Origin of the sequence: Pandoraea cepalis, from assembly GCF_902459665.1 — a bacterium.
Classification (GTDB): Bacteria; Pseudomonadota; Gammaproteobacteria; order Burkholderiales; family Burkholderiaceae; genus Pandoraea; species Pandoraea cepalis.
On sequence record NZ_CABPSL010000018.1, the window covers coordinates 52,296 to 74,425 of the forward strand.

Consider the following 22,130-nt stretch of genomic DNA (forward strand, 5'->3'; position numbering starts at 1 on the left):
TTGCCGGCGGGCTGCCGTAAACACATGGGTAACGGTGCGCGAACGGGCTTTCCGCCGTGGGGCGCACCCCTCATTCAAGCCGCGAGATCATGAGCCTAATCAATATTGGCATGAGCGGGCTGAACGCCTCCCAGTTCGCCCTGAACACCACCGGCAACAACATCTCCAACTCGGGGACGGCCGGATACAACCGCCAGGTTGTCGACTACACCCAGGCGGACAGCCAGTTCGCCGGTGTGGGCTACGTCGGCCAGGGCGTGCTGGTGAGCGATGTGTCGCGCGTGTACGACCAGTTCCTGTCGAACCAGGTCAACCAGGCGCAGACACAGTACAGCCAGCTCAACACCTACTACCAGCAGATCTCGCAGATCAACAATGCGCTGGGTAGCTCCACGACCGGCCTGTCGGCCTCGATGTCCACGTTCTTCACGAACCTGCAGACGATCGTGACCGCGCCGAACAACTCGGCCACGCGGGCGACGGTGATTTCGTCGGCGCAGACCCTCACGAGCATGTTCCAGTCGCTCTCGGGCACGCTGTCGTCGCTGCGCACCAGCGTGAACGGCAACATTACCCAGGCGACCACGCAGATCAACACGTACGCGAAGCAGATCGCCAGCCTTAACGACGCGATTCTGCAGGCGCAGGGCAACGGCACCCATACCATGCCGAACGACCTGCTCGACCAGCGCGATCAGGCCGTCGCAAGCCTGAACGCCATCGTACAGACGAACATCGTCAAGGACACTAACGGGTCGTACAACGTCTTCGTCGGCAATGGCCAGTCGCTGGTATCGGGCAACTCGGCCTATCAGATGACGACGGTGCCTTCGACCAGCGATCCGTCGCAAATGACCGTGGCCTACGTCACCGGCAACGGCACGAAGGTCGCGATCCCGGAGTCGTCGATCACCGGCGGCTCGCTCGCCGGCCTGTTGTCGTTCCGCAGCGGCGCGCTCACGCAGGCGCAGAACTCGCTCGGCCAGATCGCCATGTCGCTGGCCGGCACGTTCAACGCGCAGAACCAGTTGGGGATGGACCTCTACGGTCAGATGGGCGGCAACTTCTTTACGGTGCCCAATCCGACGATCATCGCGAATACCGGCAATTCGAACGCGGCCACGCTCAACGCCAGCATCACCGACGCCTCGAAGGTGACCGCAAGCGACTACTCGGTGAGCTTCGACGGAACCACCTACACACTCACGCGCCAGAGCGACGGCGCCAAGTGGACGGCGGGGGCGCCCGCCACGCCGAGCACCCCGCTGAACTTCCAGGACACCAGCGGCGCGGCATTCGGCGACGGCTTCTCGGTGACCACCACCGGCATGGTCGCCGGCGACAGCTTCGCGATCCAGCCCACGCGCAACGCCGCGCAGAACATCGGTGTGGCCATCACCGATCCGGGCAAGATCGCCCTGGCCGCGCCGATCCTCGCCTCGACCCCCAGCACCAATAGCGGCTCGCTCAAAGTCGATCAGGGCAGCGTGGACGCCAACTATCTGTCGAACGTACTGAGCGCACCGGTCAACTTCACGTTCACCAAGGACCCTGTGACCGGCGCATTGACGCTCGTCGCCCCGTCGCCGATGACGGTCTCGGTCAATGGCGTGACGACCTCGTATGCCGCCGGCGCCACCGTGCCGTATAACGCCGCAACGGGGGCGAAGATCACGATGAGCGGCATGACGGTCAACCTGAGCGGCACGCCGTCCAATGGCGACACGTTCACCATTTCGCCGAATACGTCTGGCGCGGTGACCGACAACCGGAACGGTCTGGCGCTGTCGGCCCTGCAGAACGACACGACCAAGGTCGGGGGCGCGCAGAGCTATGCGACCGCCTACGCGAGCCTGGTCTCGTTTGTCGGCTCGACCACGAATACGTACAAGTCGACCAGCGCGGCGCAGCAGACCCTGTTGCAACAGACGCAGACGGCACAGCAGTCCAACTCTGGCGTGAACCTCGACGAAGAAGCGGCGAACCTGATCAAGTACCAACAGCTGTATCAGGCCAACTCGAAGGTGATTCAGACCGCGTCGACGTTGTTCAGCACCATCCTCCAGATCGTCAATTAAGCGCAGGGGCATCGCGATGCGGATCAGCACCAACATGATTTACGATCAGGGGATGCGCTCGATGAGCCAGAACACCTCCGATCTGCTCAACGTTCAGGCGCAACTCTCGTCGGGCAAGCGCGTGACCACGCCGAGCGACGACCCGATTGCGTCAGCCCAGGCGGTGGCCGTGTCGCAGGACAACGCCATGAACACGCAGTACGCGGCGAACCGGCAGTCCGCGACCACCCAGTTGCAGCTCGAGGACTCGACCTTCGGCAGCGTCATCAACGCGTTGCAGCACGTGATGTCGCAAGTCGTGTCGGCGGGCGACGCCTCGCTCAACGACAAGGACCGATCGACCATCGCGAGCGACCTGCAATCGAGCTTTCAGCAATTGCTTTCGCTGGCGAACACCACCGATGCCAACGGCCAGTATCTGTTCTCGGGCTTCAAGGGCAATACCGCAGCGTACATGACATCGGCCACGGGGGCGTCATACACGGGCGACTCGGGCGTGCGTTACGTGCAAGTGAGTCCGAATCGTCAGATCGCAATCAACGACGTTGGATCGAGCGTCTTCGAAAGCGTGCAGAGCGGCACGTCGGGCACGCTGATCAGCGGAAACGCCGCGAATCAGGGCACCGCCACGTATTCCACTGTCTCCACGACCAACGTGGCGGCGGCGGGCGCGAACCATCAGTACCAGCTCAGCTTCGCGATCGACAACACGACCACGCCGCCCACGACCAACTACACGGTCAAGGATCAGACGGATACGACCGTGCCGGACGTGACGGGCGTCTACACCGCCGGCCAGCCGATCTCGTTCGGCGGCAAGGCGGTCACGTTCTCCGGCGCGCCGGCCACGGGCGACACCTACACCGTGCAACCGGCCACCATGGGCAGCACGAACATGTTCGACAACCTGCAGGCGCTGATCAACACGCTCAAGACGCCGGTCAGCAGCACGAACGGCACGGGCCAGGCCAACCTGGACAACGCGCTGACCACGTTCGGCCAGATGTTCAGCAACACCTACGACAACGTCACGACGATTCGCACGACCACGGGCTCCCGCATGAACGAACTCTCGGCGCTCAACAACATCGGCGACACCAATTCGCTGAATTATCAGTCGCAGTTGGGCGATCTGCTCGACGTGGACTGGAACTCGTCGGTGACCAAGTTCTCGCAGTTGCAGGCCGCGTTGCAGGCATCGCAGCAGAGCTTCCTGCAGACGCAGAAGCTGTCGCTGTTCAGTCTGCTCTGACCGGTTGCGCGGGACATTGCCCGCGCCGGACAAGGCGGGACCGCAGCAAAGACATTGGGCCGCCCGGGATTGCAGGGCGGCCCAATGTCATTTGTGGGGCATTGCGACATCGCTCGCGCCCGGTGTTCAGGGTTTTGGGACGAAGGCCGCGGTCGTGCGGATCATCATGTCGATGCCGATCGCGATGAAGTGGTCCATCACCGGCGCAATACGCGGCATCATCAGCTCGATCACCACCAGCCCCACGCCCAGCGTGAGCGGAAAGCCGACGGCGAAGATGTTGAGTTGCGGCGCCGCGCGATTCAGAATGCCCAGCGCCAGGTTGCAGATGAGCAGCGCGGCTACGAGCGGCAGCGACAGCATGAGCGCTAGCATGAAGAGCTGGCCGCCCAGCATGGCAAGATAGTGCCAGCCCACGCTGGAGAGCGGTACGGCGGAGACCGGCAATACCGTGAAGCTCTGCACCAGCGTGGCGAACATCACCAGATGTCCATTGGTGGCGAGGAACACGAGCATGGCCACGACATTGAGCAGCATGCCGAGCACGGCGGTGCTGCCGTCGCTGTTCGGCGTGAGCAGCGTGGCGAACGACAGCCCCATCTGCAAGCCGACGAAGTCGCCCGCCATGCTGATGGCGGAGAACACGATCTGCATGCACCACCCCAGCGCCGCGCCGATCATCACCTGCTGCACGAGAATCCAGAGTCCCTCCCACGAAAACGGCGACGCGGCGGGCATGGGGCCGAGCACCGGGGCGAGCGCCAGCGCGACAATGCCCGCGAGGCCGATCTTGACCGTGCCGGGCACGGCGGCGTCGCCAAACAGGGGGGCGCTCATCGAGAGCGCCAGCAGGCGCACGAATGGAAACAGGAACGCCGCAATGACGCCCGAGAGTTGTTCGTAAGTGAAGCTGATCAACGCGGGCGCGGCTTACCCGACGAGGCCGGGAATGCCGGTGAGCAACTGGCGCATGTAGTCGACCATCAGGTTGAGCATCCAGGGGCCGGCGATCACCAGGGTGGCGAACACGGCCAGCAGCTTCGGGATGAACGACAGCGTCATTTCATTGATCTGCGTGGCGGCCTGAAACAGGCTCACGAGCAGACCCGAGACGAGCGCGACGAGCAGCAGCGGCGCGGCGAGCAGCAGGGTGACCTGCATTGCCTGATGGGCCAGCGCCATGACGGTTTCCGGAGTCATCTCGCGTTCCTGCGCTACATGGTGAAGCTCTGGGCGAGCGAGCCCAGCAGCAGTTGCCAGCCATCGACCACCACGAACAGCATCAGCTTGAACGGCAGCGATACCGTGGAGGGCGACACCATCATCATGCCCATCGACATCAACACGCTCGCAACCACCAGGTCGATGATCAGGAACGGAATGAAGATCGTGAAACCGATCTGAAAGGCCGTCTTCAGTTCGCTTGTGGCGAAGGCGGGCACGAGAATGCGCATCGGCACGTCTTCGGGGCCGTTCATCGGCGGGGTCTTGGCGAGCTTGGCGAAGAGTGCCAGGTCGGCTTCACGCGTCTGCTTGAGCATGAACGCGTGGAACGGCTTGGCGCCGGTGTCGATGGCCTGCTCGAAACTGATCTTGTTCGCGGCGAACGGCTGGTAGGCGTCGGTGTAAGCCTTGTCGAACACCGGCGACATGACGAAGAAGGTCAGGAACAGCGCCAGGCCGATCAGAATCTGGTTCGGCGGCGACGTGGTGACGCCGATGGCATGGCGCAGCAGCGAGAGCACGATGATGATGCGCGTGAAGGCGGTCATCATCAGCAGCATCGCGGGCAGGAAGCCCAGCGATGTGAGCAGCAACATCGTCTGCACGGACAGCGAGTAGGTCTGTCCGCCGCCGGGCGCTGGGGTCGTGGTGAACGCGGGCAGCGTGGCCTGCGCCAGGGCGGTGCCCGGCAGGGCGAGGCAGGCGAGCGCCAGTCCCAGCGTGATACCGAGTGCCCAACCCGCTTGGCGAGGCGATGGCCCGGTCAACCGCAAACCGCGCGCCATCAGGAATCCTTTTTCATCGTTTCGCGCAATTTTTGCGCAAACGCTTGTGCGGCGCGGTTGGCCTGCGCGCCCGGATGGGCAACGGTGGGCGCGGCGGGCATATCTGCGACACGCTCCGCATCGATCACATGCAGGCTGCGCACCTGACCGGGCGCAACCCCCAGCACGATCCAGTCGCCCGCGACCTCGACCACGACCACGCGTTCACGCTGGCCCACGGCGGCGCTGCCGACCACGCGCACGTTGCCGCCCCCCAACGGGCGTTGCAGCCCGAAACGCTTGGCCAGCCACGCCAACCCGAAGAGCAGCGCCAGCACCAGCACGAGGCCCAGCCCCGTCTGCACGATGCCCGCGCCGCCAAGGCTCGGTACGGCCGCAGCCTGCGAGGCCGTGCCCTGGGCGTGCGCGGTGGCGATCGTCAGGCAGGCCAACAGGGCGGCCGCTGCCGCGGCACGCCCCACGGGGGCGCCGCGGACTTTTGTTGCATTCATCGGTTGAGCTTTCGGATGCGTTCGGATGGCGTGATGATATCAGTCAGGCGAATGCCGAACTTGTCGTTCACAACCACGACTTCGCCCTGGGCGATGAGGCAACCGTTGACCAGCACGTCCATCGGCTCACCGGCCATGCCGTCGAGTTCCACTACGGAGCCCTGCGCCAGTTGCAGCAGGTTCTTGATGGCGATCTTCGTGCGGCCCAGCTCCACGGTCATCTGGACCGGGATGTCGAGAATCAGGTCGATGTCGTTGTGCGTCGCGTTCGGCGGATTGCCGGCCGTGGCCGCCAGGGGCTGAAACACGGGGGCGGCGGCCGGTGGCGCCGCGGCTTCGGTCGCCGTCTGCTCCGCCATGGCACTGGCCCACTCGTCCGCCATGGCCTGGGCGTCGTCACCAAGCGTTTGAGGGGTATCGCTCATCACTCGTTGTCCTTCGTGTAATCGCTGTGCGAATGGTTGATCATCTGGTTCACGCGCAGCGCATATTGACCGTTGAACACGCCGTAATTGCATTGCATCACGGGCACGCCGTCGACCTTGGCCTCGAGCACCTCGGGCACGTCGAGCGGAATCACGTCGCCCACGCGCATGTTGAGCAACTGCGAGAGCGTCATGTCGAACTGCGCGAGGTTGGTCACGATTTCGACGTCGGCCGCTTGCACCTGTTGCGAGAGCAGACGCACCCAGCGCTTGTCCACTTCGAGCGTCTCGCCTTGCAGGGGGCTCGAGAGCTGGTCGCGCATCGGCTCGATCATCGAGTACGGCATGCAGATATGGAATTCACCGCCGACCGAGCCGAACTCGATGTCGAACGTGGTCGTGACCACCACCTCGTTAGGCGTGGCGACGTTGGCGAACTGGGTGTGCATTTCGGCGCGCACGTACTCGAACTCGACCGGATACACCGGTTTCCACGACGCCCCGTAGTTCTCGAACACCAGATCGAGCAGGCGCGCGATGATGCGCTGCTCGGTCTGCGTGAAGTCGCGCCCTTCGACGCGCGTGTGGAACCGGCCGTCGCCGCCGAACAGGTTGTCCACCACGAGGAACACGAGGTTCGGGTCGAACACGAACAGCGCCGTGCCGCGCAGCGGCTTGATGTGGACCAGATTGAGGTTGGTCGGGACAGGCAGGTTGCGAATGAACTCGCTGTACTTCTGCACGCGTACCGGGCTGACCGAGATTTCGGCGCTGCGGCGCATGAAATTGAACAGGGCAATGCGGAACAAGCGCGAGAAGCGATCGTTGATGATCTCGAGTGTAGGCATGCGCCCACGCACGATACGCTCTTGCGTCGCGATGTTGTATGGCCGGATGCCGGAATGCTCTTCCGACTCCGACCGGTCATCCTGTTCGCCGGTGACACCCTTCAGAAGGGCATCGACCTCTTCCTGCGACAGGAACTCCTCATGCGCCATGTATCACTCACTGAATTACAAACGCGGTGAACAGCACTTCGCCCACGGCCTGCTGCGGCATGTTGGCCGCGAACGGCTGCGCGACCAGTGTGCGGATCTCGCTCGCCAGACGGCGCTTGCCGTCGATCGTGGCGAGATCCTGCGGCTGCTTGGACGACAACAGCAGCAACACACGGCTGCGCACTTCGGGCATGTGCTGCGTGATGCGGGCTTGCGTCTCGGCGTCTGCCACCTTGAGCGAGAGGCCGATATGCAGATAGCGCTCGCCGTCTTCGCCCGTCAGGTTCACCGTGAACGGGTCCATGCTGACGAACACGGGGGGCGGCGGGGGCGGTGGCGCCTTCGCGGCTTCCTGGCGTCCGGTCAGCAAATACACGGCCGTTGCCGCGCCGGCAGCGGCCATAAGGGCTACCGCAACGATCAACAGAATCCATTTGCGCATGCTCCCTCCGGAGGGAGCCGCGGCTTGCGTCGATGCGGGATTTGCCATGTGTTCGCCTGCTATTGGGTAATGATTGTCGGCCAACCCGCCAACGGGTGATCGGCCGAAAAGAAGGGACAATCGCGTCTAACTCGCGTCTTTGTCTTAACGGCAGAAAAACCGGCTGGCTTTAGGGCGGTGCGACGCCCGGTCGCGCCGCTCGCGCGGATCCCGGGAGGAGATCAGGCGAACGTGTCGACGAGACCGTTGCTCACGCGTACCGGAACGCTCACGGTCGTGGCGAGCGTCGCGTCGTCGCCCTGGCCAAAGCCCGGGGTGCCGCGTGCGTTGCCGTTGCCGCTTCCATTACCGCTTCCGTTGCCATTCGCCCCTTGCTGGGCAAAGGCCTGTTGCTGCGAACTGTCGCTGCTCACGGTAGCGTTACCCAGCGCAATGCCATTGTTGGCAAGGCTTTCGCGCAGTTGCGGCAAGGCCGCCTGCACGGCGTCGCGCACGGCGGCGTGTTGCGAGACGAACATCGCCTGCGCCGAGTCGTTCGCCACGTTCAGCACCACGTGCAACGGACCGAGATCGGGCGGATTCAGGCTCAATTGCGCCGTTTGTGCATGGGCGGACGAGAGCCAGACCACTTGCTGCGAGAGCTGGTTGTTCCAGTCCTGCGTCCCCACGCGCGCGTTCAGGGCGAGCGCGGCGGGCAGATTGGCCTGGACCGGCAACTGCGGTTGGGCGTCCAGCGCTGGCGTGGCCGTTTGCGCGATCTGTGCGGCCGCCTGCGTGGCGGTGGCTGTCGCCGCTTGCGCGGCGGTGTCGCGATGTCCCTGCGCTTGCGCCAGCGCGTCGGCCATGCGTTGGGCCTGGGCGTCCGCACTGACCGGTGTCGCTGCGGTCTTGGCATCCGCCGCCGCTGGTTGTGCGGACGTATTGGTCTGCGTTGTCGTACCGTTCCTGGCCAGGGCGTCGAGCGGGAGGCCGCCAGTCTTGTCGGCGTTCGATGCCGCTGCGCCATTGACCGGTGCGCCCGCGTTGGTGGTCGTGGTCGCGGCCTTGGCGTCGGCCGGCGCCTGGCCGGTCAGTTGCGCGGCGCCGGTGGCCTGCAGCGCGCCGTTCACTGCGGCGGCGATGGCTGCGCCGGTGCCGGACTTTGCGTCGGCCGAACCCGCGTCGGCCGGGGCAGGGGTCTGGGGCGGCAGCGGCGCGTTGTTCATGGCGGCAAGGGCGACCGCAAGAGCGGCTGCCGGATCGCCGGGCGCCGCTGTGGCCGCCGCGTCGTCGGCGGTAGCGTCATTCTTGTCGCTGTCGGCCGTCGTCGATTTCGAGGATTTCGTCGAAGCGTTCGTTTGGCTTGCCTGGCCCGCCTGCCCGGTCTGGTTCGCCTGATCGGCTCGCGAGCTGTTGTCGGCGGTGTTCTGCGTCGGCGTTGCGCTGCCGCCCGAGGCGTTCCCGGACGACGCATTCGTCTGACTCGCTTGCGCGGCCGTATTGTTCGCGCTGCTCGCGGCGGGCTGAACCGTCTGGCGGGTCTGCTGCGAGAGCACGGCGGAGAAGGGCAGCGCGTTGCTGTCGTCGGTGTTCGACGATCCGGCGCGGTGGCCCGTCACGGCTTGCAGGGCCGCGCCTGCGGAATCGGTCAGGAAGCTAAGAATCGACATAGTGGGCGCCTTGGGTCCTTCAGATCGGGGAGTCGGCACGACGGCGCAGGCTGCGCGCGGCGTACTCGTCGTTTTCCTTCTGCTCGCGGCGCGCGACACGCAGCGCCGTGCGGGCTTGCTCACGCGAAGCGAGCGTGCCGAAGGAGTTCAGGCGGCGCTGCTGTGCCTGCCATTCGCGGCGCGCGGCCGCGAGACGCTCGTCGGCTTGCTCGAGCAGCATGGCTTGCTGTCCGATGGCCGTGTCGAGCGTATCGATGAATTGCTGGAAGTTGCGCCAGTCGCAGCCTGCCATGCCCTGAATCGTCGCCGTCTGCATGCGCGTGCGGTATTCGTGGCGATACTGGCGCAGTGCTTCGAGCTGACGCTCGACCTCGGCGCGCTGCGTCTGGCGTTCGCCGAGCAGGCGCGCGGCTTCGTCCACGTCCTTCTGGGCGAGTTCGATGAGCAGCTTGAGGGGCAGGGTGGAATTCATGGCCGCCGCCGGTTAGTGGAACAGACCGTGCATCTGGTGCACGGCGTCCGGATAACTGGCCCGCTCGCGCATCCCCTGTTGCAGGAAGTTTTCGAGTCGGGGATACAGCTCGATCGCCTGATCGAGCATCGGATCGCTGCCCGGCGCGTACGCGCCCACATTGATGAGGTCGCGGTTGCGCTGATAGCGCGAGAGCATCTGCTTGAAGCGCCGTACCTTGTCGAACTGCCCATCGTCGATGAGCGCGGTCATCGCACGGCTGATCGACTGTTCGATGTCGATCGCCGGATAGTGCCCCGACTCCGCCAATTGACGCGAGAGCACGATGTGGCCGTCGAGAATGGCGCGGGCCGAATCGGCGATCGGATCCTGCTGGTCGTCGCCCTCGGTGAGCACGGTATAGAACGCGGTGATCGAGCCGCCACCGTCCGGACCGTTACCGGCACGCTCGACCAGCGCCGGAAGCTTGGCGAACACGGAAGGCGGATAGCCCTTCGTGGCCGGCGGCTCGCCGATCGCCAGTGCGATTTCGCGCTGGGCCATGGCGTACCGGGTGAGCGAGTCCATGATCAGCAGCACATCCTTGCCCTGATCGCGGAAGTACTCGGCCAGCGTGGTGGCGTACGCCGCGCCTTGCAGGCGCAGCAGCGGCGAGACGTCGGCGGGTGCCGCCACGACGACGGAGCGCGCCAGGCCGTCCGGCCCGAGAATGTTTTCGATGAAGTCCTTCACTTCGCGGCCGCGCTCGCCGATCAGGCCCACGACGATGACTTCGGCCTGCGTGAAGCGGGCCATCATCCCCAGCAGCACGCTCTTGCCGACGCCCGACCCGGCGAAGAGGCCCATGCGTTGGCCGCGCCCGACGGTGAGCAACGCATTGATGGCGCGCACCCCCACGTCGAGCACCGAGTCGATGGGCGCGCGACCCAGCGGATTGACCGGCACCGACGCGAGCGAGGCACTGTCGGTCATGCCCAGCGGGCCGAAATCGTCGAGCGGACGGCCGGCGGCGTCGACCACCCGGCCGAGCAGCGCTTCGCCCACGGGCAGACGCTTGCCGTTGTGACGTTGATTCGGCAGCGGACCGTCGGCGGCGGGCTCCATCGGGTACACGCGAGCGCCCGGCAGCAGGCCGGCGACCTCCGTCTGCGGCATGAGAAACAGACGGTCGCCACCGAAGCCGACGACTTCCGCTTCGGCCGTGGCCGGCTCGCGCGAGGCGTCGTGCACCGGCAGCTCGATCAGGCAGCCCGCGCCAACCGGCAGGCGCAGACCGACGGCTTCGAGCACGAGACCGGCGGCGCGGGTGAGGCGGCCGCAGCGGCGCGTCGGTTCGACGGCGTGAACGTGCGCGATGCGCTCGCGCAGCGTGTTCTGCCAGCGGCGAAGATGCGAGTCGCGGGCGATCTCGCGAGCGTCCAGGACGTGTGTGGCGGCTTTCGGCGCGGCGGATTCGATGGCAGCGCTCGGATCGGGACTGCCGGGTTCGGCGTCGGCGCTTGGCGATTGAGCCGGACGGTCGCTGTGATCGGCGTGGTCGGCGTGATCGTTTGGGTCGTCGGGTTGCAGCGCGCCGGCCTGCGCGGTCGGTGGGGTCGTATCGAAGCCCGAGCCGACGCCCGTATCGATTTCATCCCATAGGCGCACCGAGGGCTTCGTGCCGTCGTTCGCCGGGGCGGGCGTGGAGGGCGTGGAGGGCGTGGCGGCATCGTGCGTGTTCTCGGTGCTGGGCAGCACCGGCGCATGCGCGGTAAGTGGGGTGAGGTCGGCGTTCACCACGGCAGATCCTTGCCCAGCGCGGCCATCACACGCTGCCAGCGCGTGGCGACGGTGGCATCGACTTCGCCACTCGCGGCCTCGGCCTTGCAGCCGCCGCGTTCGATGGTGGGATCGGCGCGCACGGTCCAGCCCGCAGCGCGCAGTTCCGCGCCCACATGCGCGTCGACGAGCGCGACGTCTTCCGGATGCAGGAGCAGACGCGGCGAGCCGGTCAGCGGATCGTTGGAGAGCAGGTCGCGCACGAGCGGCAGCAGCGTTTCGGGGTGAATCGTGAGGGTCTGGCCCAGTGCCTGGCGTGCGATGTCGAGCGCCAGTCCGAGCAGCGGCTCGGCCACTTCGCGATCGATGGCGTTCACCGCGTTGCCGAACCCATGCGCGATATCGGCGAGTTGTGCGGCACGCGTGTCGACTTCCTGTTGTCCGGCAGCCTGCCCGGCGGCGTAGCCCTCGGCGTGACCGTTGGCGTAGCCTTGCGCATGGCCCTCGGCGCGCGCCGCCTCACGCCACGCAGCGATCTGTTCCGCGAGCGCGGGATCGTCGAGCGGGTTGGGCGGCAACGGTTGCGGCGGGGACGGCGGCGGCGGCGGGTCGAACGACGCCATCTCCCAGCGCTACCAGGCGGAAAGGCGTTCTTTCGGAATGATGGTCGACATGCGCGCGCGGTCCCTGGTCGGTTACACGTAAGCGTCTTCGCCGCGGCCGCCCACCATGATGGCGCCCTGATCGGCGAGGCGCCGCACCACTTGCAGCACCTTCTTCTGTTCGGCTTCGACTTCGGAAACGCGCACCGGACCGCGAGATTCGAGATCTTCGCGCAGCAGCTCGGCCGCGCGCGCGGACATGTTCTTGAAGAACTTTTCGCGCAGCTCGACCGGCGCGCCCTTGAGCGCGATGATGAGCGACTCCGACTCGATCTCCTTGAGCAGCACCTGGATGCTGCGGTCTTCCACGTCGAGCAGGTTCTCGAACACGAACATCTCTTCGACGATCTTCGCCGCGAGGTCCGAGTCGTAGTTGCGCACGGCTTCGATGACCGACTCTTCGTGCACCCCGCCCAGGTAATTGAGAATTTCCGCTGCGGTGCGCACACCGCCCATTGGGCTGCGCTTGATGTTCTCGCTGCCCGAAAGCAGTTTCGTCAACACGTCGTTCAGCTCACGTAGCGCGGCAGGCTGAATGCCGTCGAGCGTGGCAATGCGCAAGACGACGTCGTTGCGCAGACGCTCCGTGAACAGCGCGAGCACTTCCGAGGCCTGGTCGCGGTCGAGGTGTACGAGGATCGTGGCGATGATCTGCGGATGCTCGTGGCGGATCAGCTCGGCGACGGCCGTCGAGTCCATCCACTTCAAACCCTCGATGCCGCTGGTGTCGCCGCCTTGCAGAATGCGCTCGATCAGGCCCGCGGCCTTGTCGTTGCCCAGCGCCTTGTTGAGCACCGAGCGGATGTATTCGGAAGAATCGAGCGAAAGCGCCGAGTGCTGTTCGGCTTCGAGCACGAAGTCCTGCAACACGTCGGCGATCTGGTCGCGCGTGACCTGCCGCAGCGAGGCCATGGCCGCGCCGAGCTTTTGCACTTCGCGCGGCGCGAGGTACTTGAAGACCTCCGCCGCTTCGTCTTCACCCAGCGACATCAGGAGGATGGCACTGCGTTCGAGTCCCTCAGCCGCGCTCATCGCCACCACCCACCCATGATTTGACTACCGTTGCCACGATCTTCGGATCCTGTCGCGCGACTTGGCGCGCGTACTGCAAGTTGCGCTCGTAGGCGCTGACTTCGGCCCGCTTGCCGGCCTCGCCGTCGGCATTCTCGCCCTCGACGCCTTCTCCCCCGGCGGCACCGGCCGCACCCGCCAGCGTGGGCTCGGCCGGCGGCGGCGGGGTCAGATGCTTGCGAATGGCCGGGCGAATGACGCCGAACCACAGATAGAGGCCGACCAGGCCGATCAAGACCCACTTGCCGACTTGCTTGGCCAATTCGATGTTCTGGCGCTGACGCCACCACGGCAGGTTGGCTTCCGGATCGGCCTCGACCGTGAACGGGCTGTTGACGATGTTGAGCGTGTCGCCGCGCTGGGTCGAGTAGCCGATGGCTTCCTTCGCCAGGTTCTGAATCTGGTCGAGCTGCGCTTGCGTGAGCGCCACCATCGCGGCCTTGCCCTTCGCGTCGGTGCCCGGGCGATAGTTCACCACCACGGCGGCCGACAGACGCTTCAGACCGCCCGTCGCTTGCTGAACATGGCGAATCGTGCGGTCGACTTCGTAGTTGACCGTGGCGTCCTTGCGGTCGCTGCGCGGGCCCTGCGGCGCGCTGGCGGCGCTTGCCGCGTTTGCGGCGTTTTGCTGGGCGAACTGCTGCTGCGTTTGCGTGATGGGCGCGGTGGCTTGACCCGGCGGCTGGTTCGACAACGCGCCGGGCACCCCGCCGGCGGGCGTGATGCCGATTTGCGAGGCTTCGCTGTTCTGCTGACTGCGCACCGCCTGCTCGCCTGAATTCGGCTTGTAATTCTCCGACGTCTGCTCGACCTGGTTGAAGTCGACGTCCGCCGTCACCTGAGCGTGCACGTTGCCCGGTCCGACGATCGGGTTCAGGATGGCCTCGATGCGGCGCGCATACGATTGTTCGAGTTCGCGAACGTACTTGAGCTGGCTGGCGTCCAGACCCAGCGCATTGGCGCTCTGTGCGGAGAGCAGATTGCCGTTCTGATCGAGCACCGTCACGTTCTTGACCGGCAGCTCGGGCACACCCGATGCGACCATGTGGACAATGGCGCTGACCTGGCCGTCGTCGAGCACGCGGCCCGGATACAGCGTGACGAGCACCGAGGCGCTGGGCTTTTGCTGTTCACGCACGAAGACCGACGGTTTGGGGATCGCGAGATGCACGCGCGCGGCCTGCACCGCCGACAGCGATTCGATCGAGCGGGCGAGTTCGCCTTCGAGGGCGCGCTGGTAATTGACCTGCTCGGCAAACTGGCTGATGCCGAACTTCTGGTTGTCCATCAATTCGAAGCCGACCAGACCGCCCTTGGGCAGCCCTTGCGAGGCCAGACGCAGCCGCACCTCGTGCACCTGCTCGGCCGGCACCAGAATGGCACCGCCGCCCTCGGCGAACTTGTACGGCACGTTCATCTGCTGCAGCGAGGTGATGATGGCGCCCCCGTCGCGATCGCCCAGGTTGCTGTACAACACCTTGTAGTCGGGGGCACGGCTCCACAGGAAAACGGCGATCAGCAAGGCGATGAGGGCCGCGCCACCGATGAGCAGCGGCAGGCGCTCGCGCGAGCGCAACTGCGCCAGCAGGGGCGACTTGGCGGCGGCGTCCGCCGACTGGGTGGCGGCGTTCATGCGCGGCTCCACGCCAGCGGCGTTAACACGACGTTCTTCGCGGTGGAAGTGCTCACTAACATGCGACAGAATTCTCCGGGGGTACGCTTGGCATCGCGCTCACGTGCGACGGGCGCTAAGGATTGTAAAGGTCCGTTACCCGGTGCGCACGATGCCGATGGTCCTGATTATTCGTTGCCGAATATGGAATCGTTTTAAGGATTAGGCGGGTGTTTTGCCGCCAATTAGGGTCTTGGGGGCTTGCCAGGCGGTGGTAAGCTCCGACGTAACTGATAAAAGGCAAACCGGTGAGCGCGACGCGGTGTCGCGGCGCTGCCGGTGCCAATCGAAGACAAGCGAGGACGAGCATCATGGCCATTCCGGGGATCGAGTCGGTATTGCAGAAGCTGGGCAGTGTGGCGTCGCAGGCGGCGGGCTCGATCCTGGGCACCTCGACCGCTGGCACCGGCGCGGCCTCGGCGACGGGTGGTTTCGCGTCCGAACTGGAAAACTCGCTCAAGCGCGTCTCGTCGGCGCAGAACGGCGCGGAGTCGCAGGCCCGCGCGTTCGAAATGGGGCAGCCGGGCGTGGCGCTCAACGACGTCATGGTCGATCTGCAGAAAGCCAACATCGGCTTCCAGATGAGCTTGCAAGTGCGCAACAAACTCGTGTCGGCCTATACGACCGTGATGAACATGCAGGTGTAATGCCCACGTAGGGCATGGGAGGGCGCGCCGAAGCACGTCGTCCGCACCGAAAAGGCCTCGTCGACCTTGGACGGGGCTTTTTTATTGTCGGCGGGTGCGTGCTCGTGAGAGTGGCGATGCGCTGCCGGCCGATGACGTGCCCGGGCCGGCAGGCCGCGCACCGGTCATGCCGCACCCGCGCATGCGAGTTGCGGCGGCATGATGCGCTTCAGAAATGCGTGAAAGCGCGGCACGGTGAATGCCGCATCGTCCAGCGGGGTGCTGTAGAGCATGCCCTTGTTGACGAGTGCCTGTCGAACCGGTTCAAGCGCTTCGGCAGGTTTGCCGAATTCTGCGGCGACGGTGTGCAGATCGTGCGGACCTTCTCCCAACTCTGCCATCGCCCGCAGGTAGCGCTTTTCCGTCGGGGTCAGCTGCTCGAAGCGGAGGCGGTAAAAGTTGTTATCCAGCGCATCGATGGCCGCCCTCGACGCAAGTCTGACGTGTTCCGAAGTGATGGGACTTTCGTGCGCCACCTTCCAGACGAGCTTCCCCCATTGTTGGAGAAAATACGGGTAGGCGCCCGTGCGCTCGACGATCTCGTCAAGCGCATCCGGCGTGATGGCGACGCCGGCTTGTGCGGCGGGGACGGCGATCGCATCGCGTGCCCCGGCATTCGAGAGCGGTCCGATCGTGGCGATTTCGAACATTCGCTCCGCATAGGACTTGGCGTCACCCACCTGCCGGATCAGTGGCGGCAAGCCTGCGCCGATCAGAATGACGGGCAGCCGGTATTGCGCGCATCGGTGAAGGGCGTAAAGCAACGCGGACAACTCCCGCCTCGGCATGCCCTGAAGCTCGTCGATAAAAATGGCGAGCACGGTTTGCGCCGATCGGGCCGCGCGCCCCACCTCAACAAGCAGTGCACAAAGATCCAGGTCGAGAATGCCGCAATCCGCCAGACCTGGCTCGGGCGCGTAATCCAGACCGACTTCGATGCCGTCATAGGTGACTTTCAATCCGGAGACGAAGCCGGCGAGCGCGCGCAATCCTCGAACGACGGTGTCCTTCGCCGACTGTGTTCGACTCATGCGCAATAACGCGACACGCAACGCCGGGGCGATCGAGGCCGGCAGCGACTTCACTTCCGGGGCTTCGAGATGCACGGTGATCGCGCCTTGCTGTTCGGTATCGTAAAGGAGGCGTTCGAGCAGCACCGTCTTGCCGACACCACGCAGGCCGATCAGCAGTTGACCATTGGCGTGGCGTCCGATGCGAAGGCGTTCGATGCAGACGCGCACTTCCTCGCGAATATCATCGCGTCCGGACAAGGCGGGCGGCGGTGTTCCCGCGCCGGGATTGAAAGGATTCTGAATGGCTTCCATGGCAGACACGCAAGGTTGGGTTGGCGAGCGAATGCTCATGCCCGGCACGCGGTGCCGCGACATACGGAGAGAATCCTAGTGAGATCGCTTGTGCTGCGCGGATGGCGAAACGTCTACCCGTCGCGCGGAAGGCGGGGAGGCCATTGCCCGCAGCGGTGCGCCGCTCGTCAGCGGTTACGGGGCAGGGCAGGAATTCAGACACTTCACCGCACGCTCGCCCGATGTGCGAACGGCATGACTTAGCGCGTGCGGTGGTCGGCGGACGGATTGTCGAATGCGTTGGACGGTGACGTGGCTGCGGCGGCCGGCAAGTCGGCCGAGGACGCCGGGGCGGCGACGCCCGGCGGCAGCGGCGGCGGGTGGCCACCCCGTCCCGCTTCGAGCTTGTAGAGCCACGCCAGCAACTCCGCGACCGCCTGATAGAGCTGCGCCGGAATCCGCTGATCGAGGTCGACCTGCATGAGCAGGCTTACCAGCTCCGGCGATTCATGCACATACAGGCCATGCTCGTGCGCGGTGCGCACGATCGTTTCGGCGAGCAGGCCGTAGCCCTTCGCCACCACGCGAGGTGCCGTGTCGTTCGCCCCGTAGGCGAGCGCGATCGCCGTGCGACGTTCCGGTGGCAGCGTCATGCCGCACCTCCGGTCTCTGCGTCTGGCGGCACATCGCCCGCCGATGGCCCTCGCTGCCCGGTGGCATTGGTCGGGGCGGCAGCGTGCACTGGGCGCGCAGGGTCGGCCGGGTTGGCACCTGCCGATGACCCGCCGACGCTTGTCCCCGCGTCCGTCAGCGCGCCGAACGACAATTGGCTCGCGATGAGTCCGACGGCCGCGAGTCGCTGGCGCAATACCTCACCCTCTTGCGACAGTACATCGGCCGACACGGACGAATCGGTCAGCAGGCGCGCCTGTAACTGCTGCCCGGACAACCCGAGCGTGACGTCGACCGTGCCCAGCAACGGCAGCGTGAGACGCAGATGGGTATGCCACGTCGAGGGCGTGGCCGCCTCGCCGGGCATCGGTTGCCCGGCCCGTTCCTCGACCTGCCATGCCATCGGCGCTCCCGGCCACGCCATGCCGTTCCATTGGAATTGCGGATTCACCAGCATGTCCAGCTGCTGACGCACCAGCGTGACACTTTCCGCGGGCGCATTCGCCACGGCGGCCATCGCCCCGGCCGGGCCGTGCGGCGCAGCATTGGGCGGTGAGCCGTTGCTCAGCGCAGCGAGGGTGGCGTCGGCCCCCTGCGCGCCTGGCAATACGCTGCTCGTTGTGTGCGCCACACTTGCGGCATGCGCCAACGCGTTGGCCGTGTTGGGCAGATTGGCGCTCGCATGCAGACCGCTATCGGCTGCCTCGCCCGTTGCCGGTGGCGCAACGACGCCGGGCGACGCGGCACCGGAGGCGGCCGCCACGGGCAGGGTCGACGGGCTGAGCGTCGGCCAACCGGTGGCCAGCACGGCGTCGGCGCCCGCAGGGCCGAGCAACCGGGTGAGGGGGCCGGGACCGGGCAGCGTGGCGTCGGCACCGGCCGCGCGCAACTGCGCGGCCAGATTCGCCGACGCGGGCCAGCGCAATTGCGGCTCGGCCTGTAGTTGCTCGAACGAGCGGCTGCCCGAGGCCCACTGCGACAGATGCGATTCGTAAAAGAGCCCGCTCGCGGACAACGCCTCTTTCAACGCCGCCGCGAGCAGTGGCGCGAGCGCGGGCGCGCCGGTGCCGGGCGCGGCCGGCCATACGGGCGTGCTCGCCTGCACGGGGCCGGGCGAGTCGGGTGCCAGCCGCAGAATCGTGTCGATGGTGCGCGCGGCGGCCGAGAGCGTCGCCTGTTGAACGGGAGAGGGAAGCCGGGCACCGGTTTGCGGCGGCGCGTTACCGAGTCCGACGGCCGTCGTCGACGGGCGGGTGGCGAGGTCGACGAGGGCGGACGTGGCGTCGCCGGTGGGCTGCAGGCCCGATACGGCACCGGGCGCAGTCGTCGAGGCCGCGCCTTGCCCGACACCCAGCAATGTGTCGAGCCGTCGTGCGAGCGTTGTGGCCAGCACCGAATCGAGACCGGCCATACCTGACTGACTCCAAAGAATGGGCGACGCGACGCGCTGGCGCGTCAGGCGCCCAGGTTCAGGCCGTAGACTTCGTGCAGGGCACGTTGACGGCGTGTGCTGTTGATCATGGCATCCAGATGCGCCAAACGCGGTACCACGAGATCGCGGATCGCGGCGTCGTCGGCCAGAATGCGACGGATGACGGCGTGCTTTCGCGCCCGCTCGTCCTCGCTGAGCGGTAGCGACGCGTCGAGCTGTTTGATCGAATCGACCTGTGCACGATACTGCATCTCGAGGTCGATGAGGGCATCCCAATCGCCATCGCGCGCTACGCCGAGCATGCGCTCCGTGAGGCCGGCAATGCTCTCGTAGCAGTTCAGCAACGTCTTGGCTTCATTCATAGCGCACTCCGGTGCCCGCCTGTGCGGCGGGGGCCCCCGTGCCGGCCGCCGGCGTGATCGCTCGCCAGGCCGATGCAATCGTATCGAGCAGGGTGTCGACCTCCTGCACCTTGACCACGTCGTTCTCGAGATTCGCTTCGAGCAGGCGTTGGCCCATGTAGTCGTAAAGATCGCGCAGGTTGCGAGACAGTTCTCCGCCGGCGTCCATGTCCAGTCCGTCGCGCAGACCGCCAATGATGCCGATGGCTTTCGAGAGCGCGAGTCCGCGATCGGCGATGCGGCCGTCTTCGAAATGGACGCGGGCCTTCGTGAGGGCTGCCTTGGCGCCGTCGAACAGCATCATGATGAGCTGGTGCGGACTCGCGGCGATGACGCCCGTCTCGAGTCCGACTTTGCGATAAGCGTTGGCGGCGTTTTGACCGTACATGACTTTCTCCGAAGCGCGCGGCGTGAGTGCGTCGCGCGCTTACTTCGAGGACGACGACGAAGACGACGACCCGCCAAGCACCTGCTTGAGGTAGTCGCTCGTGTTCTGCAACTTGGCCATCGTCGCGTCCAGCGCCGTGAACTGGGCGAGGTAGCGGTTCTGCATCTGCGTCATCTGGTCCTGCCAGGCTGATTCCTGCTGCTGAACCTGCTTGATCGTTGCGTTCAAGCTATTTGTGGCCGACGAAATCGCTCCCGAGGTGCTCAGGAAGTCCGTAACCTGGTTGTTCAGAAGTGACGCATAGCCCTGCGAGAAATTGATAGTTCCTCGATCCCCGGTCGTCGCGCCGGTTACGGTGATCTTCAGTCCGCTGGTGGGGGCGCCTGCAATGCCCGTTAACGTTTGGCCGCTCCCCGACGCCTGATATCCGCCGATGGTACCGGCGATGTCAATGCCCGTCGTGTTGGTCGTTGTTCCAAAGAGCGTTGCCCCGGCGACGTCCCCTACCGAGACCTTCGAAGCAGAACCATAGCGAGTCGAAGTCATGGTCAGACTGCCATTCTTCTGCGTGACCGCAATCGCTGAACCCGCATCCTTGAACGTGCTATTCCCGTTCACCGCCGATTGGATCGCGGCGGCGAGCGTATCGGGTGTGTACGTGCCAGGGGGGATAACGACGCTCGCCGACTTTCCGTCGAGTTGAACGGCCAATTGATTGTTGGTCTGATCGATGGTGACCTGTGAGACTGTACCGCCTTTGGTCAGATCAATAGATCCGACAGATGCACCTTGTGTTGCCACCTGCGAAATATTAATCGCGTATCCACCGGCTTGCGTATTACTCGTCGAACCCGTGTACGAGACCAAACTGTCCGATGTAATGCCGTTGGTCGCAAGTAGCGAGGCGAGTTGGGAAAACCCACCTGAGCTAATCGCCTTGTTCAACGCACCTTGATCGACCGATAGCGTGCCGTCCGCCTGAGAGGTCACGCCGATCTGCGCGAGCGACGACAAGGCATTGGTTCCGACGCCCGGAAGCTTGGAATTGAGAATCTGCTGGATGCGATTCTGTACGAGCTGTACCGTTGAATCACCGATGAGCGGGCCATTATTGGCACCACCTCCAGCCTTATCGAAGGCCGTCAGGCTCGTTATCGTGCTTTGGATGGTGTTATATGCGTTTGCGAAATTCGAAACGGCAGTGGTAACGGCGTTCGTATTGTTGGTGGTTGTCACCGTCGTATTGCCGACCTTCAGGGCATTGATTGTCAACCCTTGAACGGCTCCGGTGATGTTGTTCGTTGCACTGGTGATGTTCAGGCCGTTAACGGTCAGATTCGCATTTTGCGCTGCAGCAGTTTGCGTCAGATTTTGCGCGGCCGTCGAATCGTACGAGAGCAGATTTGTGATTTGCGCGTCGCCACCGGCTGCGGCAGTGATCTGCATGCTCATATTTTGACCGGTCGTCTTTGACGTCAGGACGAGGCGGTAGGGGGTGGAACTTCCATCGTTGACGATCGTCGCCGATACGTTGGCTCCCGACGCGTTGATGGCGTCACGAATGCCTTGCAACGAATTGTTGGAACTGTCGATCGTGATTGTGACCGGCGACTGGGCGGCATTCGCGGCAAACGTCGTGCCGCTGCCGTAGACACCGTTCGTGGCCGTCCCCGTGATCGTGCCAAACGAAATCGTCAATTTTGTCGCGGCATTGGTAGACCCCAGCGAAGCCGTCTGACTGGTCACGCCTATCGTCGACAAACTCTGCGCCTGCGCGAGTTGGCTGATATTGACCGAAAATGAACCCGCAGCGGCCGAGGTGTCAGCAGTGGCTGAAAGCATCGTCGTGTCGGCCGTCGTTGCGGACATTTGCAGGTACTGTGACGCACTGGACAGCGTGGTCAGGGAATTCTGAAATGCGCTCATTGCAGACTGCAATGTCCCGATCGCGGAAAGCTTGGTCTGGTAACTCGCTTCCTGGTTCTTCAGCAGCGTGAGCTTGTTGTTCGCCGGCTGCATCAGACTCGTTACAAGAGCATTGACGTCCAGCCCGGAACCGATGCCGGGGGAAGAAATGCTACCTGTCGCACTCGTCGAAGTTGCCATTTTTACTTTCGCTCCGTTGAACTGATTTTACTGTCAGGCCGCGGCGTTTCTACCCGGGACTGCAAAGCTTGCGGCGGCGGCACCGCAACGCAGTGACGCCGCCGACCCTACCGTCGTGCGCGTGAGCGCACATTGGCAGCTCTGCTACGGTCTACTCCGAAC

General features: G+C 65.0%; 22 protein-coding genes. 3 read left to right on the forward strand and 19 right to left on the reverse strand.

All coding sequences use genetic code 11. The features are described 5' to 3' along the window. The first annotated feature begins 89 nt into the window (after window positions 1-89). Together flgK and flgL are read left to right on the forward strand one after the other, a co-directional pair. Complete coding sequence (flgK, locus tag PCE31106_RS19245; RefSeq protein WP_039830255.1) at window positions 90-2,078, forward strand: flagellar hook-associated protein FlgK; 1,989 nt, start codon at window positions 90-92, stop codon at window positions 2,076-2,078. A 16-nt stretch (window positions 2,079-2,094) separates the two neighbouring features. After that, entirely contained in the window at window positions 2,095-3,330 is a 1,236-nt protein-coding gene (gene flgL, locus PCE31106_RS19250) for a flagellar hook-associated protein FlgL (protein WP_150564396.1), read from the forward strand. 126 nt (window positions 3,331-3,456) lie between these two features. On the opposite strand, the gene fliR is transcribed toward flgL, so the two are convergent. The 13 genes from fliR to fliF form a co-directional block, all read right to left on the reverse strand. Continuing rightward, complete coding sequence (gene fliR, locus PCE31106_RS19255) at window positions 3,457-4,248, reverse strand: flagellar biosynthetic protein FliR (RefSeq protein WP_017233643.1); 792 nt, start codon at window positions 4,246-4,248, stop codon at window positions 3,457-3,459. Window positions 4,249-4,260: 12 nt separating this feature from the next. Beyond that, a complete protein-coding gene (gene fliQ, locus PCE31106_RS19260; protein ID WP_026131892.1) occupies window positions 4,261-4,530 on the reverse strand; it encodes a flagellar biosynthesis protein FliQ in 270 nt (89 codons plus the stop codon). 14 nt (window positions 4,531-4,544) lie between these two features. Further along, window positions 4,545-5,339: a flagellar type III secretion system pore protein FliP gene (fliP, locus tag PCE31106_RS19265; RefSeq protein WP_017233645.1), complete on the reverse strand. Its 795-nt coding sequence runs from the start codon at window positions 5,337-5,339 to the stop codon at window positions 4,545-4,547. Further along, window positions 5,339-5,830 (reverse strand): flagellar biosynthetic protein FliO, encoded by a 492-nt coding sequence (gene fliO / locus PCE31106_RS19270; RefSeq protein WP_150564397.1) that lies wholly within the window; start codon window positions 5,828-5,830, stop codon window positions 5,339-5,341. Before fliO ends, fliP begins: the two co-directional genes overlap by 1 nt. After that, window positions 5,827-6,255, reverse strand: a complete 429-nt coding sequence (fliN, locus tag PCE31106_RS19275) for a flagellar motor switch protein FliN (RefSeq protein ID WP_017233646.1) — start codon at window positions 6,253-6,255, stop codon at window positions 5,827-5,829. Before fliN ends, fliO begins: the two co-directional genes overlap by 4 nt. Further along, entirely contained in the window at window positions 6,255-7,253 is a 999-nt protein-coding gene (gene fliM, locus PCE31106_RS19280) for a flagellar motor switch protein FliM (protein ID WP_017233647.1), read from the reverse strand. The genes fliN and fliM overlap by 1 nt, the downstream gene beginning before the upstream one ends. A gap of 7 nt (window positions 7,254-7,260) precedes the next feature. Next, window positions 7,261-7,695: a flagellar basal body-associated protein FliL gene (fliL, locus tag PCE31106_RS19285; protein ID WP_017233648.1), complete on the reverse strand. Its 435-nt coding sequence runs from the start codon at window positions 7,693-7,695 to the stop codon at window positions 7,261-7,263. 221 nt (window positions 7,696-7,916) lie between these two features. Next, the gene (locus PCE31106_RS19290) at window positions 7,917-9,344 is read right to left on the reverse strand and encodes a flagellar hook-length control protein FliK (protein ID WP_150564398.1); all 1,428 of its coding nucleotides are present in this window, start codon (window positions 9,342-9,344) and stop codon (window positions 7,917-7,919) included. A 19-nt stretch (window positions 9,345-9,363) separates the two neighbouring features. Then, window positions 9,364-9,816 (reverse strand): flagellar export protein FliJ, encoded by a 453-nt coding sequence (gene fliJ, locus PCE31106_RS19295; protein ID WP_017231687.1) that lies wholly within the window; start codon window positions 9,814-9,816, stop codon window positions 9,364-9,366. Window positions 9,817-9,828: 12 nt separating this feature from the next. Further along, on the reverse strand, window positions 9,829-11,385 hold the full coding sequence (fliI, locus tag PCE31106_RS19300) for a flagellar protein export ATPase FliI (RefSeq protein WP_150564433.1): 1,557 nt from the start codon (window positions 11,383-11,385) through the stop codon (window positions 9,829-9,831). A 203-nt stretch (window positions 11,386-11,588) separates the two neighbouring features. Then, entirely contained in the window at window positions 11,589-12,197 is a 609-nt protein-coding gene (gene fliH, locus PCE31106_RS19305; RefSeq protein ID WP_254441187.1) for a flagellar assembly protein FliH, read from the reverse strand. A 72-nt stretch (window positions 12,198-12,269) separates the two neighbouring features. Beyond that, window positions 12,270-13,268, reverse strand: coding sequence for a flagellar motor switch protein FliG (gene fliG / locus PCE31106_RS19310; RefSeq protein WP_130027558.1), 999 nt, complete (start codon window positions 13,266-13,268; stop codon window positions 12,270-12,272). Beyond that, a complete protein-coding gene (gene fliF / locus PCE31106_RS19315; RefSeq protein WP_254441188.1) occupies window positions 13,255-14,940 on the reverse strand; it encodes a flagellar basal-body MS-ring/collar protein FliF in 1,686 nt (561 codons plus the stop codon). Before fliF ends, fliG begins: the two co-directional genes overlap by 14 nt. A gap of 350 nt (window positions 14,941-15,290) precedes the next feature. Here fliF and fliE point away from each other — a divergent pair, with 350 nt between their 5' ends. After that, entirely contained in the window at window positions 15,291-15,626 is a 336-nt protein-coding gene (gene fliE, locus PCE31106_RS19320) for a flagellar hook-basal body complex protein FliE (RefSeq protein ID WP_017235190.1), read from the forward strand. A gap of 164 nt (window positions 15,627-15,790) precedes the next feature. On the opposite strand, the gene PCE31106_RS19325 is transcribed toward fliE, so the two are convergent. The 6 genes from PCE31106_RS19325 to fliD form a co-directional block, all read right to left on the reverse strand. Then, a complete protein-coding gene (locus PCE31106_RS19325) occupies window positions 15,791-16,990 on the reverse strand; it encodes an ATP-binding protein (RefSeq protein WP_150564400.1) in 1,200 nt (399 codons plus the stop codon). Window positions 16,991-17,229: 239 nt separating this feature from the next. Continuing rightward, window positions 17,230-17,622, reverse strand: a complete 393-nt coding sequence (locus PCE31106_RS19330) for an EscU/YscU/HrcU family type III secretion system export apparatus switch protein (RefSeq protein WP_150564401.1) — start codon at window positions 17,620-17,622, stop codon at window positions 17,230-17,232. Then, window positions 17,619-19,052 carry a flagellar hook-length control protein FliK gene (fliK, locus tag PCE31106_RS19335; protein WP_150564402.1) on the reverse strand — a complete coding sequence of 478 codons (1,434 nt, stop codon included), beginning with the start codon at window positions 19,050-19,052 and terminating at the stop codon, window positions 17,619-17,621. The genes PCE31106_RS19330 and fliK overlap by 4 nt, the downstream gene beginning before the upstream one ends. A 44-nt stretch (window positions 19,053-19,096) precedes the next feature. Next, window positions 19,097-19,435, reverse strand: coding sequence for a flagellar protein FliT (locus PCE31106_RS19340; RefSeq protein WP_150552893.1), 339 nt, complete (start codon window positions 19,433-19,435; stop codon window positions 19,097-19,099). Beyond that, the gene (gene fliS, locus PCE31106_RS19345; protein WP_017231580.1) at window positions 19,428-19,862 is read right to left on the reverse strand and encodes a flagellar export chaperone FliS; all 435 of its coding nucleotides are present in this window, start codon (window positions 19,860-19,862) and stop codon (window positions 19,428-19,430) included. Before fliS ends, PCE31106_RS19340 begins: the two co-directional genes overlap by 8 nt. 39 nt (window positions 19,863-19,901) lie before the next feature. Next, window positions 19,902-21,968 carry a flagellar filament capping protein FliD gene (gene fliD / locus PCE31106_RS19350; RefSeq protein WP_150564403.1) on the reverse strand — a complete coding sequence of 689 codons (2,067 nt, stop codon included), beginning with the start codon at window positions 21,966-21,968 and terminating at the stop codon, window positions 19,902-19,904. Window positions 21,969-22,130 lie beyond the last annotated feature (162 nt).

Excerpts from the sequence above, each read along its gene's own strand:
- fliO (WP_150564397.1), bottom strand. The coding sequence starts at position 5,830 with ATGAATGCAACAAAAGTCCGCGGCGCCCCCGTGGGGCGTGCCGCGGCA.
- PCE31106_RS19330 (WP_150564401.1), bottom strand. The coding sequence starts at position 17,622 with ATGACGCTGCCACCGGAACGTCGCACGGCGATCGCGCTCGCCTACGGG.
- fliE (WP_017235190.1), top strand. The coding sequence starts at position 15,291 with ATGGCCATTCCGGGGATCGAGTCGGTATTGCAGAAGCTGGGCAGTGTG.
- fliN (WP_017233646.1), bottom strand. The coding sequence starts at position 6,255 with ATGAGCGATACCCCTCAAACGCTTGGTGACGACGCCCAGGCCATGGCG.
- fliL (WP_017233648.1), bottom strand. The coding sequence starts at position 7,695 with ATGCGCAAATGGATTCTGTTGATCGTTGCGGTAGCCCTTATGGCCGCT.
- fliQ (WP_026131892.1), bottom strand. The coding sequence starts at position 4,530 with ATGACTCCGGAAACCGTCATGGCGCTGGCCCATCAGGCAATGCAGGTC.
- flgL (WP_150564396.1), top strand. The coding sequence starts at position 2,095 with ATGCGGATCAGCACCAACATGATTTACGATCAGGGGATGCGCTCGATG.
- fliK (WP_150564402.1), bottom strand. The coding sequence starts at position 19,052 with ATGGCCGGTCTCGATTCGGTGCTGGCCACAACGCTCGCACGACGGCTC.
- fliF (WP_254441188.1), bottom strand. The coding sequence starts at position 14,940 with ATGAACGCCGCCACCCAGTCGGCGGACGCCGCCGCCAAGTCGCCCCTG.
- PCE31106_RS19340 (WP_150552893.1), bottom strand. The coding sequence starts at position 19,435 with ATGAATGAAGCCAAGACGTTGCTGAACTGCTACGAGAGCATTGCCGGC.
- PCE31106_RS19290 (WP_150564398.1), bottom strand. The coding sequence starts at position 9,344 with ATGTCGATTCTTAGCTTCCTGACCGATTCCGCAGGCGCGGCCCTGCAA.
- flgK (WP_039830255.1), top strand. The coding sequence starts at position 90 with ATGAGCCTAATCAATATTGGCATGAGCGGGCTGAACGCCTCCCAGTTC.
- PCE31106_RS19325 (WP_150564400.1), bottom strand. The coding sequence starts at position 16,990 with ATGGAAGCCATTCAGAATCCTTTCAATCCCGGCGCGGGAACACCGCCG.
- fliJ (WP_017231687.1), bottom strand. The coding sequence starts at position 9,816 with ATGAATTCCACCCTGCCCCTCAAGCTGCTCATCGAACTCGCCCAGAAG.
- fliH (WP_254441187.1), bottom strand. The coding sequence starts at position 12,197 with ATGGCGTCGTTCGACCCGCCGCCGCCGCCGTCCCCGCCGCAACCGTTG.
- fliM (WP_017233647.1), bottom strand. The coding sequence starts at position 7,253 with ATGGCGCATGAGGAGTTCCTGTCGCAGGAAGAGGTCGATGCCCTTCTG.
- fliP (WP_017233645.1), bottom strand. The coding sequence starts at position 5,339 with ATGGCGCGCGGTTTGCGGTTGACCGGGCCATCGCCTCGCCAAGCGGGT.
- fliD (WP_150564403.1), bottom strand. The coding sequence starts at position 21,968 with ATGGCAACTTCGACGAGTGCGACAGGTAGCATTTCTTCCCCCGGCATC.
- fliG (WP_130027558.1), bottom strand. The coding sequence starts at position 13,268 with ATGAGCGCGGCTGAGGGACTCGAACGCAGTGCCATCCTCCTGATGTCG.
- fliS (WP_017231580.1), bottom strand. The coding sequence starts at position 19,862 with ATGTACGGTCAAAACGCCGCCAACGCTTATCGCAAAGTCGGACTCGAG.